The sequence below is a fragment of the Mameliella sp. MMSF_3455 genome (genome assembly GCF_030733205.1).
In the GTDB taxonomy this organism is placed as follows: domain Bacteria; phylum Pseudomonadota; class Alphaproteobacteria; order Rhodobacterales; family Rhodobacteraceae; genus Antarctobacter.
Genome location: NZ_JASHJL010000058.1, coordinates 1 through 15096 on the forward strand (window position 1 = coordinate 1; position 15096 = coordinate 15096).

General features: G+C 64.0%; 18 protein-coding genes. 13 read left to right on the forward strand and 5 right to left on the reverse strand.

Annotated features, from left to right (window positions below; translation table 11 throughout):
- The 3 genes from RBB42_RS25400 to RBB42_RS25410 form a co-directional block, all read right to left on the reverse strand.
- A partial coding sequence (locus RBB42_RS25400; RefSeq protein ID WP_306043854.1) for a UbiA family prenyltransferase occupies positions 1–858 on the reverse strand: 858 nt, incomplete at its 3' end.
- Positions 855–2114 (reverse strand): hydroxymethylglutaryl-CoA reductase, encoded by a 1260-nt coding sequence (locus RBB42_RS25405; RefSeq protein WP_305972350.1) that lies wholly within the window; start codon positions 2112–2114, stop codon positions 855–857. The genes RBB42_RS25405 and RBB42_RS25400, both read right to left, overlap by 4 nt.
- A gap of 317 nt (positions 2115–2431) precedes the next feature.
- Positions 2432–2956, reverse strand: coding sequence for a hypothetical protein (locus RBB42_RS25410; RefSeq protein ID WP_305972351.1), 525 nt, complete (start codon positions 2954–2956; stop codon positions 2432–2434).
- 682 nt (positions 2957–3638) lie between these two features.
- Here RBB42_RS25410 and RBB42_RS25415 point away from each other — a divergent pair.
- The 10 genes from RBB42_RS25415 to RBB42_RS25460 all read left to right on the forward strand — a co-directional run bounded on the left by RBB42_RS25415 (position 3639) and on the right by RBB42_RS25460 (position 12103).
- Positions 3639–4679, forward strand: a complete 1041-nt coding sequence (locus RBB42_RS25415) for a trypsin-like serine peptidase (protein WP_305972352.1) — start codon at positions 3639–3641, stop codon at positions 4677–4679.
- Positions 4680–5261: 582 nt separating this feature from the next.
- Positions 5262–5633 carry a hypothetical protein gene (locus RBB42_RS25420; RefSeq protein ID WP_306043855.1) on the forward strand — a complete coding sequence of 124 codons (372 nt, stop codon included), beginning with the start codon at positions 5262–5264 and terminating at the stop codon, positions 5631–5633.
- Positions 5630–6178 carry a head-tail connector protein gene (locus RBB42_RS25425; protein WP_306043856.1) on the forward strand — a complete coding sequence of 183 codons (549 nt, stop codon included), beginning with the start codon at positions 5630–5632 and terminating at the stop codon, positions 6176–6178. The genes RBB42_RS25420 and RBB42_RS25425 overlap by 4 nt, the downstream gene beginning before the upstream one ends.
- Positions 6175–6399: a hypothetical protein gene (locus RBB42_RS25430; RefSeq protein WP_306043857.1), complete on the forward strand. Its 225-nt coding sequence runs from the start codon at positions 6175–6177 to the stop codon at positions 6397–6399. Before RBB42_RS25425 ends, RBB42_RS25430 begins: the two co-directional genes overlap by 4 nt.
- Before the next feature lie 610 nt (positions 6400–7009).
- Positions 7010–8500: a terminase TerL endonuclease subunit gene (locus RBB42_RS25435; protein WP_306043858.1), complete on the forward strand. Its 1491-nt coding sequence runs from the start codon at positions 7010–7012 to the stop codon at positions 8498–8500.
- Positions 8491–8859: a phage head closure protein gene (locus RBB42_RS25440; protein ID WP_306043859.1), complete on the forward strand. Its 369-nt coding sequence runs from the start codon at positions 8491–8493 to the stop codon at positions 8857–8859. Before RBB42_RS25435 ends, RBB42_RS25440 begins: the two co-directional genes overlap by 10 nt.
- A gap of 4 nt (positions 8860–8863) precedes the next feature.
- Positions 8864–9220: an HNH endonuclease gene (locus RBB42_RS25445; protein ID WP_306043860.1), complete on the forward strand. Its 357-nt coding sequence runs from the start codon at positions 8864–8866 to the stop codon at positions 9218–9220.
- Positions 9205–10470 carry a phage major capsid protein gene (locus RBB42_RS25450; RefSeq protein WP_306043861.1) on the forward strand — a complete coding sequence of 422 codons (1266 nt, stop codon included), beginning with the start codon at positions 9205–9207 and terminating at the stop codon, positions 10468–10470. Before RBB42_RS25445 ends, RBB42_RS25450 begins: the two co-directional genes overlap by 16 nt.
- Positions 10470–11030 (forward strand): HK97 family phage prohead protease, encoded by a 561-nt coding sequence (locus RBB42_RS25455; protein WP_306043862.1) that lies wholly within the window; start codon positions 10470–10472, stop codon positions 11028–11030. The genes RBB42_RS25450 and RBB42_RS25455 overlap by 1 nt, the downstream gene beginning before the upstream one ends.
- A 2-nt stretch (positions 11031–11032) precedes the next feature.
- On the forward strand, positions 11033–12103 hold the full coding sequence (locus RBB42_RS25460) for a phage portal protein (RefSeq protein WP_306043863.1): 1071 nt from the start codon (positions 11033–11035) through the stop codon (positions 12101–12103).
- Between the two features lie 117 nt (positions 12104–12220).
- Here the strand turns inward: RBB42_RS25460 and RBB42_RS25465 are convergent, their stop codons facing one another.
- Together RBB42_RS25465 and RBB42_RS25470 are read right to left on the reverse strand one after the other, a co-directional pair.
- The gene (locus RBB42_RS25465; protein ID WP_306043864.1) at positions 12221–12403 is read right to left on the reverse strand and encodes a hypothetical protein; all 183 of its coding nucleotides are present in this window, start codon (positions 12401–12403) and stop codon (positions 12221–12223) included.
- Positions 12396–12635: a helix-turn-helix domain-containing protein gene (locus tag RBB42_RS25470; protein ID WP_306043865.1), complete on the reverse strand. Its 240-nt coding sequence runs from the start codon at positions 12633–12635 to the stop codon at positions 12396–12398. The genes RBB42_RS25465 and RBB42_RS25470 overlap by 8 nt, the downstream gene beginning before the upstream one ends.
- Before the next feature lie 138 nt (positions 12636–12773).
- On the opposite strand from RBB42_RS25470, the gene RBB42_RS25475 reads away from it, so the two are divergent.
- From RBB42_RS25475 to RBB42_RS25485, 3 genes are all read left to right on the forward strand, one after another.
- Complete coding sequence (locus RBB42_RS25475; RefSeq protein WP_306043866.1) at positions 12774–13166, forward strand: hypothetical protein; 393 nt, start codon at positions 12774–12776, stop codon at positions 13164–13166.
- Between the two features lie 64 nt (positions 13167–13230).
- Complete coding sequence (locus tag RBB42_RS25480; protein ID WP_306043867.1) at positions 13231–13785, forward strand: hypothetical protein; 555 nt, start codon at positions 13231–13233, stop codon at positions 13783–13785.
- A gap of 227 nt (positions 13786–14012) precedes the next feature.
- Positions 14013–15062 carry a tyrosine-type recombinase/integrase gene (locus RBB42_RS25485; protein WP_306043868.1) on the forward strand — a complete coding sequence of 350 codons (1050 nt, stop codon included), beginning with the start codon at positions 14013–14015 and terminating at the stop codon, positions 15060–15062.
- Positions 15063–15096: the final 34 nt, after the last annotated feature.

Here is a 15096-nt window from a genome sequence, read left to right on the forward strand (position 1 = left end):
GCAGACCAGCACCCAGAGCCCCGCCGCCGCGTCCAGCCGCGCCTGCGTGGCTGGGGACGGGCTGCGCGCAAAGGCAAAACTGACATAGGCCGCCCCTGCCAGCCCCAGCCCTGCCAGCGCGACGAAGGGCCAGAACAGCCCCAACACGGCGCCCAACCCGACTAGCAGTGCCGCCGCCAATGCCACCAGCGCCAGCCAGATGCGCGCGCTGCGCTCGGCCCCCCAGAGCGACGAATAGCTCTCGACCCCTTCGCGCTCGGCCTCGGGCGCCCATGTCTTGCGCCCGATCTCCAGCACGCAACCGTTGACGAAGGACAGCGCAAGGAACAGCCAGAGGCCGGGCGCCGGACCGCCCTGCCCACGCCACTCGATCCCGGTCAGCATCAAATCCATGATCGGCATGATCGCCATGTGGCTGAGAAGGTAGATCAGCACATGCGCGCGCAGCCACTCCGGCGCGCCGAATTCCACCGTCATCAGGGTCAGCCAAAGCCAGCACAGCAGCAACAGCCAGACCACACCGGCCCCCGCCGCCACGATCAGGCCAATCGGGATCACCCCCACCGCCAGCCAGAGCACGGACCGCAACCGCACCAATCCGCGCGGAATGGGACGTTCTGGACGGTAGAGCCAGTCGATCTCGCGGTCCTTCCATTCGTCTGCCGCGCGCATCTGGAAAAACAGGATCATGGCCAGCAGGAACCCGGCGCCATAGCTGCCCAACCCCGGCAAGGGACGCCCGGCCAGCAGGGCCGAAACCGTGATGCTGGCTGCGGAGAACACCGCCAGCAGCGGCACGGTCTTGGCCAGCGGAAACCGCTCTTTCTGGTAGATCAGGGCACGTTCAAAGGGACTCATCTGAGGCGCGCCAACTTTTCATGTGCCGAGGCGAAAGTGCCCGAGGCCATTGCCGCGACGATGGAAATCTCGCCACAGAGACAGGTTGCGGCAACCACTTCGGCCAGGGCCTCGCCGTGGCCCGCGCCGCGCAGCCCCATGAGATCCAGACAAGCGGCCTGCGCCGGCATTCCCGTGCCACCGCCCACGGTGCCCACAAGGATCGACGGCATGGTGACGGAACAGAACAGCCCCTCTTTGCGGCGCTCCATCCGGGTATATCCAACGGCGCTTTCGGCGACACAGGCGGCGTCCTGGCCGGTGGCGATATAGACGGCGGCCAGGCCGTTGGCAAAATGCGCCTGCGCCCCGAACTGTCCCGAGAGGAGCGCGCCCAGGTTCGCCACCCGGCCATAGTCCAACATGGCATCCATCGTCGTGCCCAGCGTGGATTCCACAACCTCCTTAGGCAGTACGACAGAGGCGCTCACCTTCCGCCCACGCCCGGTGATCATCCCCAGGCCTGAGGCCTTCTTGTCACCCGAGAAATTGCCCTCGACATACCAGTTGCGCGGCTGGATCGGGCAATGAGCGGTGACATGCCGGCAGAGCGCCTCGGTGGCGATGGTCACCATGTTCTGTCCGGCGGCATCGCCCGTCGTGTAGCGGCAAAGCAGGAAGACCACGTTGTTGTCGATCACCGGCTCCAGAGAGACCAGCCGCCCGTGCCGCGTGGTGTCCTCGGCCCGGGCCTTGAGGGCATCCGCCTCGGTCACCACCCAGTCGACGAATTGACCCGCCTCCAGCAGCGTGTCGAACACGAAGGCCGGGCTGCGCAACACACCCTCGTACAGCACAGCCGTGCCGATCCCGCCGGCCTTGTTCGCCGCCCGCGCCCCCCGCCCATAAGAGGCGACCAGTGCGGCCTCCGACGTGGCCATCGGCACGGGATAGTCTCCGGCCGCGTTGACCCCGTTGATGCGCAAGGGTCCGATGACACCCACCGGAAGCGACACGGTCCCGATCATGTTCTCGATATTGGCGGCATAGCGCGGCAGGTCCGCTTGGGTCTGCGCATCAAGGAGACAGGCGGCGCTGTCCGCATCCAGATCCAAGTCACGGTGCAGGCGCGCGACCATGTCGGCGGTCACGCGCGGAGACATCCGCAATGAACGGCTGCCCTCTGGCCGGGGGGCCATGTCGGGCAGCGTACCCGTCCCGGCAATCCGCTGACGCACCCGGCGCAGCATTTCGGAGACGTGAAAAGGGACAATCATGCAAGGACTTCCGCAGATGGGCCGGCCGCAATTCCGGAGACCGGGCATCACGGGAGAATTCGGTCGCGATTGTCGGCGGTCCTTGCCGTGTTTACAACTCGTTAGATGGGCTTGTGCCGAAATTCAGGGCGCAAATCGCCTTGGCGATTTGCCCACGGACAGGAACGGTACTGCCGGGCTTGCCCCGCATGAGTTCCACCCACGCGTTCCGGACCGTTTTCCGCTAGCGGAAAATCACCACCGGCAACAGCTAGCCGTGGCCGCCGCTTGGCAGACGGCTTACTGGTGTTCGTCGATCGGGCAAACGGTCTTTGCGGTCACCGGGACGCCATGACACCGGTTCCGCCGCCAAGGGCGCCATAGACACGGGCCTGCATCGCAGACCACTGCGCAGCGGGCCGCGTGTCTTGTTCCACCCGCAGGAAACTGGTCCCGAAACGGTCCGGTCGAAAGTTCCAGACCTCCCGCAACAGCCATTGCCCCCGAATATGTTTCAGAACAGCCACCGAGGGCACCGGGTCCCCGACAAGTTGGTTCTGCGTGATCATCCGGGTCTCATGGGTCGCGACAATCGTCGTCTCGTCCACGCGCTGTGCGTCGAGGCAGACCGCGAAATAGGAGTTGAGATTGAGGCAGCAGATCCGATGCTGGATGATGTCAAAGATCCAGGCCAGATCATCCGTCGTCGAATGAACATGCGCAGAATCGAGGTTCACAAGGCCGAAGGGCAGGTCAAAGACCTCTTTATACCCGTCAAAGTCTTTCGCCCGGATCAGGTGTTGCGCCCGATGCAACAGGTCATCGTAAATCGCCTTCGCGGTCTGGTCGTCGCGATCCAGCATACCCAGCCTTCTGGAGCTACTTGCCACCATCTCTATACGCAACAGGATGCAAAAGACCAGTTTGAACAGCACCTTGTGAGGTTCGCGCCGCTTTGCAGGCCGATTTCCGCCATTCGCCGCGCCGAACGACCGGAATTCCCCGGCGGCAGGTCTGCAAAGCCAAGCGCCGCCGGGTCGATCCGATACGACCTAAGCCCCCTTATACAGCATGGGCGCTCGGGGCATCGGGGTGAGACGCCCCTTCGAACCTGAACCGGATTATGCTTGCGCGACGAGACCTCGGGGATCCGCTGCGATCCTGGCAGCCAAGGAGAACAGCCGACTGTCTGCTGGCCATGACGAACGGCCAGCGACGGATGGCAGCGGGGAAATCAACCATGTGATCTGGCTTCGCTCCCAGGCGGATTTTCGGCCATGAAACGCGAAAACCTGCCCCCATCAATTTGCCCCCCACAGCGCGAGCCAACTTGAAAAGGCGCATGGAGACAGCCATATTCGCCCGATGTCGATCACACCTGGTAAGTAGTCTTTACGAATGATTTATTTCCGGATTCCCTGCGCGCCCATCAACCGCATCACCCGCCTTGTTCTCGCCTTTTCCGTCACCGCCCTGAGCTTTTCCGTGCCCACCGAAGCACCCGCCGGGATCATCGGGCGGGACGACCGCACCGAGTCCTCCCGGATGCCGGATCACCTGGTAAAACTCGGTCGCCGCGTCGGGCAGCTTGTTACAACCACGCCGACCGGCAAGGGCAAGAACAACGTCACCACCTGCACTGGCAGCCTTATCAACAAGAAGTTCATCATCACGGCAGCACATTGCGCCTACACCGCGGACGGTCGCGCGCATCGCAACCTGTTTTTCTTTCCCGGCCGGAAATTCCACGATCACGCCCCCTACAACAAGTACCGGGTCAAGACGGTCTACCATCCCAAGAACTACGCCCCGGGCAGCACGAGTCCTCGGAACGACATCGCGGTCATGGAATTGCGCCAATCGGAAACCCGGGGGAAATATCCCGGCGACGTCGTCGGCACCCTGGGTTTCTGGGGCAAGCCCACGTTCCCACTTGGATCGGCGACGACCATTGGCTACCCGTCGAAACGGAAAGGCGTGCAGGTTTTCGAGCAAGACTGCGACGTTTGGCTGCCGGAACCGCAAAGCAATGCGATGTGGTCCGACTGTGACGTCAGCGAGGGTCAAAGCGGCAGCCCGGTGTTGTTCTATTCCGACAAATACGATCTCTATGCCGTGCACGGCGTATTGACCGGCAGCGGCGAGTCGCGCAACGCAGGCGCACGGTTGTCGAACGAACGCATGAAGATCATGAAAAGCATCTTCGACGGATCCTTCGGCACCTCAGCCTACCGCGCGAAGGGGTACGAAGAAGCCTGGCTTTCCCGCGACATGCCCAAAGCCAACCGCGTACATGTCCATATTCGCAACGACTGCCGTCGCACGAAACTTTTTGTGGCACGCAGTTACAAGAACGCTTCGGACGAGTGGGAGACGACGGGACACGTCGAAGTAAAGCCAGATACGGAGATGAACCTTTTCGAGTCGCGAAACGGCATTTACTACCTCTCCGTGCGGACCGAGGACAAACGCCTGCTGACCCGCAAGGACACCCGAAAACCCCTGCAGAACTACAGGTTCGACGAGACCTTTCAAAAGTTCAAGGTTACCGTCTGGGGCGACAACACCCATAGTTTCGACTGTTGAGACGCGCCTCACTAGGCGACGACATAGGTGAAGGGGGGCTCAAGCACCCGGGGTCTTCAGTGTGCAAAGGATGACGCCGCGGTTTTCTCTCTGAACCAGAACGCATTTCGCTTGCCAGTAAACGAAAGGCAAGACCGATCAGGAATGCCCGGTCGGTTGCTTTAGGGCGGTCGGACCGCGTCTCGGCAGGTGCGACGGAGCGCGACCGGACAGACAGCAGACATGGCGGACCACCATCAGGCGAGGCCGAACGGAAAGCGCCTACCAAAAAGCGCCTGTCAAAGGCCGCTCAGGCGCGCAGTTCAGATCAAGAACTGAAAGTGACCTTGTGACCGCTCGGTGTGGTCCAAAGGTCCTTGTGGCCCAACGGCCTGCGTGGCCCAAAGGGTGCGCCGTGCCCACACACCCACGAATTCGTTGGTACCCAAGGCCGGACTCGAACCGGCACGCCCGAAGGCGGGGGATTTTGAATCAAGCCGAAACCGTGATGCCTCAAGGATATACGCAGGGCGCGCCCCACAGACAAAGCAAGAACGCATCGGCAACGTGGGACAACGCACAAAGTCCAACTTGTCCCGCTTCATGCCCCCGGCGCACAAGCGCATGTCGAAGATGCTGGGGTACACGCTCACCCTCGGCACCTCTGACGCGTGGTCCGGTTTCAGCGATGTGGCCGCCGCCCGCCTTTCTAACGAGGAACGCGCCGCGCTGGCCTTTGCCTCCCTGCGGTCCCTACACCCCGATCACGCCGAACTGACGGCCCGCGCCGCGATCCGGGCGGCGGGCGCGCCTGTTCCGGCATTCCTGGGCCAGATGGATGAGGCCCGGTCCTGGGCGGCGCTCGCCAGCCGGGCAGAGCTGAAATCCTACGCGGCAGCGGCCTTCGACGCGTTGAGCGCCGCCGACCAAACGGACTTTTTCCGATACATCAGCGAAGTGGAGATTGCGGCATGAAGGCGCTTGTTTCACGTATTCCCGTCAGCAACTCCGCACCGTTCGACCTTGAGGCGGTCAAATGCCACGCTCGCGTTGACGGTACGGATGAAGATACAGCCATAGAAAATATGGCCTGGACGGCTGCGCAGGAGGTCGAGCAGGTCGCACAGATCGGGCTGCTGACCCAGACAATCCGGGTTGTGATCCTTGATCCGGGCACAGACAGAGTGTGGCGCCTGCCCATCGGGCCGGTTGCAGACGACGCGGACGTGACCGTGACCATAGACGGCACATCCTTCACCGACTTTACCCTGATCGGCGGTACCCGCGCTCTGATCCGCTTTGGCGACAACTTCGACAACCTCACGCCGGAACAGATCACGATTGAATACCCGACAGGGTTTGGAGACAGCGCGACGGACATACCGGCTGACCTCGCCCAGGCGATCATGGATCAGACCGCGCTGCACTATGACGGGCGTTCCCCGATGGACGCCAAGAGCCTCACCACGTCGCCGCATATGGCGCGGATCGCGGCCAGGTATCGCGGGGTGCAGGCATGACCGCACGCGAGCTTGACGAAATCCTCGTGCTTCGTTGGCCGCTGGTCATGCGCGCCGTGATGGCGGGTAGCGACGAATGGCTGAAAGGCTTTGTCCGATCCATCGCGAAACATGGCAAGCGCGCCTCTTGGCGCCCCTCAGCCAAGCAAGAGCAGGTCATGCGGCGGCTGCTGTCAGAACTGGGTGCAGCACCGGGCGACGTGGAGGTGATCGAGAGGTGACAAAGCGGCGACCCTGCGCGCCACCCCAGACGCAGGGCCGATGTGGTGGAACGGGTTAGCAACGGTGGCTCCACATCGGACAGCCTACCACGGGCGGGATCACAGGCAAAGGGCAGTCCGAAAGGTTGAGGCCCGATCCCCGGCACCGCGCTCATGGTGTCGCAAGCAGCAACCGACCGACCGGCAGGAGTGCATGACCGGACGGGCCCAAAGCGATGGACCGGCTCCGTTGAGCAGGACCGACACGCAGAGGGCATAGGGACTGCCGCAGCCGCGCGCTGTGGGCAGTCGTCCTATGCCCTTCGCTCCGAACCTCACCATTGAGCAGGTGGGGATAGAGCAACGGTTGAACAGAGAGATACGCGCGAGAGCAGGAACGATGACAGAGGCGACGAAAAAAAACAGGCAATGGCGCAAAGCGGACGGATCGAAGCTCGAACCGAAGCCCGAGCGCGCGCCCGACCTCGCACGTTCTTCGGATCATCAGCCCGACCTCTTTGCAGGCGGTCCCAATGCCGCCGATCTGGTGCGTGGGGCAAACCGTGCTGATGACCTCGCAATTTTCGCTCCCGGCGGCGAACTGGAAAATGCGACCCACGCCGAAAGAGCTATGACCTGGATGCAAACCCTCGCCATTCCCGAGGGGCCGAACGCAGGCAATCTGGTGCAGTTGGCACCCTTCCAGCGTCAATTCATCGAGGGCGCGCTTGCCCCGGAGACTTCCACGGCAGTTCTCAGCATCGGGCGCGGCAACGGCAAGTCCGCGATCACGGCGGGCCTTGGCCTGGGCGGTCTCCTGGGCATCTGGGATCGCCAGCCCCGGCGCGAAATCATCGCAGCCGCGCGAACACGCGATCAGGGCCGGATCATCTGGGACTTCGTTGTGGGTTTTTGCCGGTCTCTGCCCCCGGAGGTGCAGAACAAGATTCAGCCGCTCAAGTCACCCAGGTTGGAAATCCGCTATGAGGGCGACGGCGGCGGGCACGTCCTGCGCGTGATCCCGGCTGACGGCAAGTCCGCCCTGGGCGGCGCCCCGACAATCGTGATCCTGGACGAACGCGGGCACTGGGCGCTGGATCGCGGCGACGAACTGGAACACGCGCTGTTGTCGGGCCTTGGCAAGCGTGGCGGGCGCGCCTTCCTCATCAGCACCTCCGCCAGCGACGACACACACCCGTTTTCCCGCTGGATCGACGACCCGGCCCCCGGCACTTATGTACAGGAACACCGGCCCGCCCCCGGTCTGCCGGCGGATGATCCCGAAAGCCTCCTGATCGCCAATCCCGGCTCCATTCATGGCATCGGGTCCAGCCCTGAATGGCTCGAGGCGCAGGCAAAGCGTGCGATTGCGCGCGGCGGGTCCGCGTTGTCCACCTTCCGACTTTACAACCTCAATCAGCGGGTCAGCGGCGAAACCCGCGACTCGCTGATCACACAGGACGAATGGCTGGCCTGCGAGGTGTCAGAGCTGCCCCCGCGCCAGGGCGGATGCGTGATCGGGATCGACCTGGGCGGCTCTGCCAGCATGACGGCGGCGGCTTTCTACTGGCCCGAGACCGGGCGCCTGGAAGCCCTGGGCACCTTCCCCAGCTCCCCCAGCCTTCTGGATCGCGGCCAGTCCGATGGGGTGGCCGGGCGCTACGTCGAGATGCAGGAGCGCGGCGAGCTGACGGTGCTGGGCGACAAGACGGTGCCCGTGGCGCCCTGGTTGCTCGAGGTGCTGCGCCATGTCGAGGATCAGCCGATCAGCGCAATCACGATGGACCGTTTCAAGCAGGCCGAGCTTGGCGAGGCGATCACACGCGCGGGTATCCGGGCGCCCCTTGTCTGGCGCGGCCAGGGATTCCGCGACGGTGGCGAGGACTGCGAGCGGTTCCGCCGCGCCACCTTCGACGGCCAGGTGAAATCCCGGCCCTCCCTGCTGATGCGTTCCGCCTTCGCGGATGCAGTCTGCCTGCGCGATCCGGCCAACAATCTGAAACTTGCCAAGGCGCGCAGCACCGGGCGGATCGACGCGGCGGCGGCATCGGTGCTGGCCGTGGCCCAAGGCGCACGGATCGCAGCGCTGCCGGTCAAGAAAGCGAGGATGATATGGGCCTGAACGCCGGAAGCCTGAACAGGCGGATTCAAATCAAGCGATTCACGGAAACCGGCAGGGATGCCTATGGCGGGCGGATCGGCGATTGGCAGGACTTCGAAACACCAGTCGCTGCCCGCCGTCGCGACGTTTCCGATGCAGAGCGCCTGAGCGCCGCCGCCTGGGACAACAAGCTGGTGGTCCGCTTCGTCATTCGCGCGACCAGCTTTGGCAAGAGCATCGAACGCACGGACATGATCCTGCACGAGGGCATTGCCTACGAGATCGACGGCATCAAGGAGGTTCCGGACAGCCGGGGCTTTCTCGAGATCACCGCCATCACGTCCGGCGGGCTGCAAGCAAATACTCCATTCGAGGTATGAAAAGATGATCATCCGCAAGCAACACCAGCGGCACAGCGCCCGCGTGACCCGTACCAAACGCTGGAAAGCCCTGCGCGCGGAGATCCTCGAGCGGGACCGCTACCGCTGCCAGTCCTGCGGCTGCGGCGGGCGGCTCGAGGTGGACCACATCAAGCCGGTCAGGACGCATCCCGACCTGTCCTATGAGCCGACCAACCTGCAAGCCCTTTGCCCGTCCTGCCACGCACGCAAGACGCGGCTCGAGTGCGGCCACCCGCCGCCAAGAGAAGACCGCCAGGCATGGCGGGATGCTGTCGAGGCCCTCGAAAAGCCCGGCAAGAACCCCGAGAGCAGAAAGGAACCCAAATGCTCGATTCTGTGAAGATCGCCCGGCGCCAGTCGGAAATCCGTCAATCGCTGGCAGAGCTGGCGGCGAAGGACAGCCCCTCTGACGACGAGGTGCGCAGCATGGAAGACATGGACCGCGAGTACCGGCAGAACGAAACCCGGTATCGCGCGGCCCTGATCGCTGAGGACACCGAGCGTCGCGAGGCGGGCGAGGAACTGGAAACCCGCTCTGACCGAGAATGGTCCGACATGATGGCGGGATTTGAACTGCGCCAGGTCGCGCTTGCCCTGGACGAAGGGCGCCAGCTCAACGGCCAGACGGCGGAAATCGTGGCCGAGCTGCGCGAGCGCGGCGGCTATCGCGGAATGCCGGTGCCCCTCGAGGCGCTGGAAGTCCGGGCCGGTGAGACCGTCGCCAGCGGCACACCTGACCCGATCCGCACCGCCCCGATCATCGACCGGCTGTTTCCGCAGTCTGCGGCGGCGCGCATGGGTGCGCAGATGGTCAACGTGGGCACCGGCGAACTGGAATACCCGGTTGTCACGTCCAGCGTGGCGGCAGGCTGGGCCGATGGTGAGACGGCAAACGTGGCCGGTCCGACCGTCTATGCCACGACCGACCGCCCGCTTGCCCCGGACAACACCCTGGGCATCCAGATGCGGATCACCCGCAAGAGCCTGAAACAGTCGGGCGCGGCACTGGAACAGGCGGTGCGCCGCGACATGGCGGGCTGCATGGGCGAAGCGCTGGACGCGGCGGTATTCCTGGGCAGCGGGTCCAGCGGGGAACCGACCGGGGTTTTCACTGGCGCGTCGGGCTGGTCCATCACGGAAACTGCGATCAACGCGGCTGCGTCCTGGGCGGCGTTCCGGGCGGCTGTGGTGCGCTTCATGACCGCCAACGCGGCGGGATCGCCCGATGCGGTCAAGCTGATGATCCGGCCCGAGGTCTGGGCCGCTCTGGATGATACCTACATCGACACCGGCACCGGCATCACGGAATGGGATCGCCTGGTAAAGAACATCCCGGCGCGCAACGTGGTCATGTCGACCAACGGCCTTGCCGCCCCGACCGGATCGCCCACCGCATCCAACGCCCTGTTGACCACCAGTGCAGGCGGCACGGCGCCGATCTTCGTCGGCATGTGGGGCGCGGTGGACCTGATCCGCGATCCCTACAGCGATGCCCAATCCGGCGGGCTGCGCCTCACGGCTCTGTCCACGATGGACGTCACCATTTCCCGCGCCGCCCAGCTCGAGGTGCTGACCGGGGTGCAGGACTGATGCTCTACGGTGGCGTGGCAGGCGGCGGGCTGGAGCTGCGCCGCCTGGACGGGGGAGGCGCCCGGCTGACCGGGCGCTTTCCCTACAACCAACCGACGGAGCTGGCCCCTGGGCGCTTCGAGGTGATCGCCCCGCGTGCCTTCGCCGCCAGCCTTGCCCAGGGCGCGGGGATCTACCTGCTGGCCGGTCACGACTTCGACCGCCCGCTTGCCAGCCGGGCGGCGGGCACGCTCGAGCTGACGGACAGCGACGAGGCCCTGACCTTCGAGGCGACAATCTCGGACGCCACGACCTGGGCGCGCGACTTCCTTGCCGCGCATGGGGCCGGGCTGATCCGGGGCCTGTCGCCCGGTTTCCGCGTGGCCGGTGGCGGGGATCGCATCGACCGCGACGGGACCACGATCCGCCGCACGGTCTTTGCAGCCGAGCTGGTGGAACTCTCGGCCGTCACCCGCCCGGCCTACGATCACGCCCAGGTCGAGGCGCGCCGCTGGACCGCCCAAAGCCCCGACCTGAATCGGATCGTGATGCGGGCCAATCATGCCTACAGGTGGAGGTGATCATGCTGGAATGGATCAGGAACAAGCTGCGCCCGATCGAGGCTCGATCCAGCGGATCGGGCTACACGGCCCAGGTGATCGCCGCGCGGGACAGCTATGTCAGTGGGCGCCGCGGCGTGGCCGAGCTGACAGCAACCGTGCAAAGCTGCATCAGCCTTTGGGAAGGCGGCTTTGCAATGGCGGATGTGACCGGAACAGACCTCCTGCCGCGCCAGACGATGGCAATGGCGGCGCGGTCCATCGCCCTGACCGGCGAAGCCCTGTTCCTGATCGGTGACCGGGGCCTTGTTCCGGCCACCGATTGGGACGTCAGCACCCGCGACGGCCTGCCCAGGGCTTACCGCCTCTCCATCCCCGAGGCGGGCGGCGGGCGCAGCATGACGGCCCTTGCGCCCGAGGTTCTGCACCTGCGGATCGGCGCGGATCACGTCACTCCCTGGATCGGCACCGCCCCGCTGCGCCGGTCCAGCCTGACCGGCGCCATGCTGCACGCGGTGGAATCGGCCCTGTCCGAGACCTTCGAGACCGCGCCCCTGGGCAGCATCGTGGCGCACCTGCCCGACACCGGGGCCGACGACATGGCGACCATGCGTGCGGCCTTTCGCGGGCGGCGCGGCTCTACCCTGGTCATGGAAGGCGTGGCCCAGGCGACGGCGGCGGGGATGAATCCGACCATCGGTCAGAAACCGGATCAGCTTTCCCCCGACCTCAGCAAGAGCATGACCGCCGAGACGCTGGCAGCGGCCCGAGAGGGCATCCTTGCCGCCTATGGCGTCCTGCCCTCGCTGATGAACAGATCGGCCACTGGCCCCGTAGTACGCGAGGCACAGCGCCAGCTTGCCACCTGGACGCTGCAACCCATCGCCGAGCTTCTGGCGGATGAGGCCACGGCCAAGCTGGGCGCGCCTGTCAGGATCGACACGCTGCGGCCCCTGCAAGCCTTCGACGCAGGCGGGCGGGCACGCGCGCTGTCGGCGATCATCAAGACGATGGCAGAGGCCAAGGAGGCCGGGCTATCCCCCGGCGATCTGGCCGCTGCCTTCGGCATGGTAGACTGGAAGGAACCGGAATAGGGCCGGGCTGTCCTGGGGTTTCCATTACTGCCCCGCTTTGCCCCGGATCAGTCGGCGAGTCCCGTCAGCAACCCCGACAGCGCGCGGCCTGTAGCGCGGGCGCGGCGCGCATTCACCTCATACCTTGGGTTTTTCGAGGCGCTCACGCAGATCATTCACCTCTTGAGCGGTGCCTTGCAGAACGGGAATCAGCGACCGCAACAGTTCATTGGTGTCCGCTTGCAAGCGATTTTGGCGGTCCAACGCTTCGCGGATACCGTCGAGCTTGTCATTCATTTCCGCTGCAACCATGTCATCCATCTTTTGTCACCTTCTTCAATCTGACACCTGCGCCGCCGCCATTCTCTGCGATGAACTCCACCCCGGCGGCTTCGAGGGCGGAGCGCAAGGCCGCAATGGTTCGCTCATACGGTTGCCGGTCCTCCTTTTCGAAACTGGCAATCGTCCGCTTTGCCACGCCAGAGGCTTCGGCCAGCCGATCTTGAGACAAGGCCACGAGGGCACGAGCTGCGCGACATTGTGAGGGCGTCATTTTTAACCTTGCACCAATAGTGCAACCTGCGCTAAAAGTGCAGCATTGCCCTATTAGTGTAACCCACAACAGGAGTCCCTGACAATGCCCAAAGACCCCGCCTGCGGGACCACCCCCGCTTTGTCTCGCCGCGCCCTCTTGACCGCACTACCCGCCACTGGCGCCGCGCTGACCTTTTCACCGGCGGCGGCGGCTTCCGAACCCGACCCGCTGGTGCCCCTCTATCACGAATGGCTGGATGCCCGCCGCACCTGCCGCGCCCTGGCCGCTCTGCCCGGCAATGAGGACTGGGACGATCCACGCGCCGTTGCCGCCGAGGCGCGCGAGACTGCCGCCGAGAAACAGATGCTGACGCTCAAGCCCACGTCCTTCGAGGGCATCGGCGCGCTGGCCGCGCTGGCATGGGTCTTTGTTGGACCCGCCACGCTGGACCCGCAGGAATTTGCCGAGCAGGCGCAGTCTTTCGAATGCCGCGCCCTCATGGCGATCTGGAAAGCCTGCACCGGGCAAGACGGATACCCTGTTACCTAAAAAAACACTCTTGCATTTTTCAACCACACACACTTAAACTACATAAGAGTTTATGGAGGGCGAAATGCAGAGCGTTGAACACCTGCTCACGCAGACATGGAAGGTCCGGGAGGTATCCCGGTTGACTGACGCGCCGTTGAGCTGGTTGAAAATCTCGATGCAACGCGAGTTTCCGGTCGCGGACGGCCTGGGCGGCGGAGGCAGCCAGGGCAAACACCACCTGTTCACGTTTCGGAACGTGATGGAATTTGCGCTTGCGCGTGCGCTGACCGTCCAAGGCATGTCGCCCAAGATCGCATTTCAAGCAGCGGCCAAGGTGGCTTACTTCACCACCCGCGAACGTGGATCGGTGCAGCGCGAGAGCGGCTTTCCGTTTCCGGCAAGCAAAGGGGTGACGGTCCTTGCGGCGGTCAACTCGATGGATGCAACCGATTTTCCGCAAGTGACCACAGCCGACCGCCTGCAAGTCTTCCGTGGCGGCGCCGATGCCGTGACGCTGGTCAACGTGTCCAAGGTGTTCCGGGACGTGTGCGAGCGCATCGGCGCAGACCCTTCTGCCGTCCTGCAGGAGGCTTATTCAGACCACCCGCGCCCGCTGCCCGATCCGGCGGCGACCTGACCAGAGACAGAACCGAGGCCAATGATGGCAGAGCCGCACCCAATCGCAGTCGGTGAATCAAAGGCCGCCAAAATGCTCGACCTCCCGAAGGGCGAGTTTTTGCGGCTCGTGAAAATTGGCGCCCTCCCGGGCCCGTCTAACTTTGGCCCTTACCCCAGATGGTCCGTGGCCCGCCTCCAAGCAGTCGTGAACGGAACCGCCGCCCGCCCCTCTGACGAGGATTTCGAATGAGCTATCGCCCGCCCCGGCCCAGGATCGTGAAGCCGCGCCTCAAGTGGAGGTGGCGGGACAAACTGGGCATCTGGCAGCCTCAACACCGAGTCACCTGGACCGAGGGCGGCAAGCGCAAAGAGCGGGCAATCACGTTGGATTGGCAAGGCGACCCGAAGAAACTGGATGATCTCTACTGGGCCTGTGAGGCCGGTCAACACGAAGCCCAGCAACCCGTGGCAAAGTACACTTGGGGCGAGTGCATCGAGGAATGGCGGAAAGACCCGCATGTGCAGGACCACCTGGCAGACAGCACCAAAAAGTCATACCGCCGCGAAATGGATAGCTTGCGCAAGAAAAACAGCAAAAAGGACATGCGCCGTACGACGCGACAGGCGGTTCGAAAGAAGCACGCGGATCTGGCCGCCACCCCGCGAAAAGCGGATTGGCTTCTGCAGACTGTTTCCCTTCTCTGGAACTACGCGAAAAAAGACCTCGATTGGCCGCTTGGTGACAATCCCGCCTCAGGGATCAAACATTTCGGCAAACAGCGAGAATACGAACCTTGGCCGCCCTGGATGATCGAAGCCGCGAAGGACGCGCCCGAAAACGTATGGATCACGGTGCAGTTGATCCTTGGCACTGGCCAGCGCCCTACGGCAGCCATCGAAATGCGCCGCGACCAGTTTCAAGGCGAATGGGTGACTGTGACCGATGAGAAGGGCGACAAGGCTTTCACCATCTTTTGCCCACAACGGCTGAAACAGGTTGTCGATTCCCTGCCGAAGCGCGGCGCGCATATCCTGGCCAAGAACCTCACTGAACCACTTGGTTATGACGCCATCGAGAAGGCATTTCGTGCGTGGCGCAAGACACTCGGAGAGCGGGCGAAGCTGTACAGCCTTCACGGCCTGCGCAAATCGGCGATCAACGAACTCTCCGAAGCCGGGGCAACCGACGCTGAAATTCAAGCCGTCACAGGCCAGTCAGCTGCAATGGTGGCCTACTATCGTGCCAAAGCGAACAGAAAGGCCCTGTCTCGAAACGCTCAGGAGCGCCGGACATGATGCAAGACCAGAACATGAACGGAACAAGAAAGTG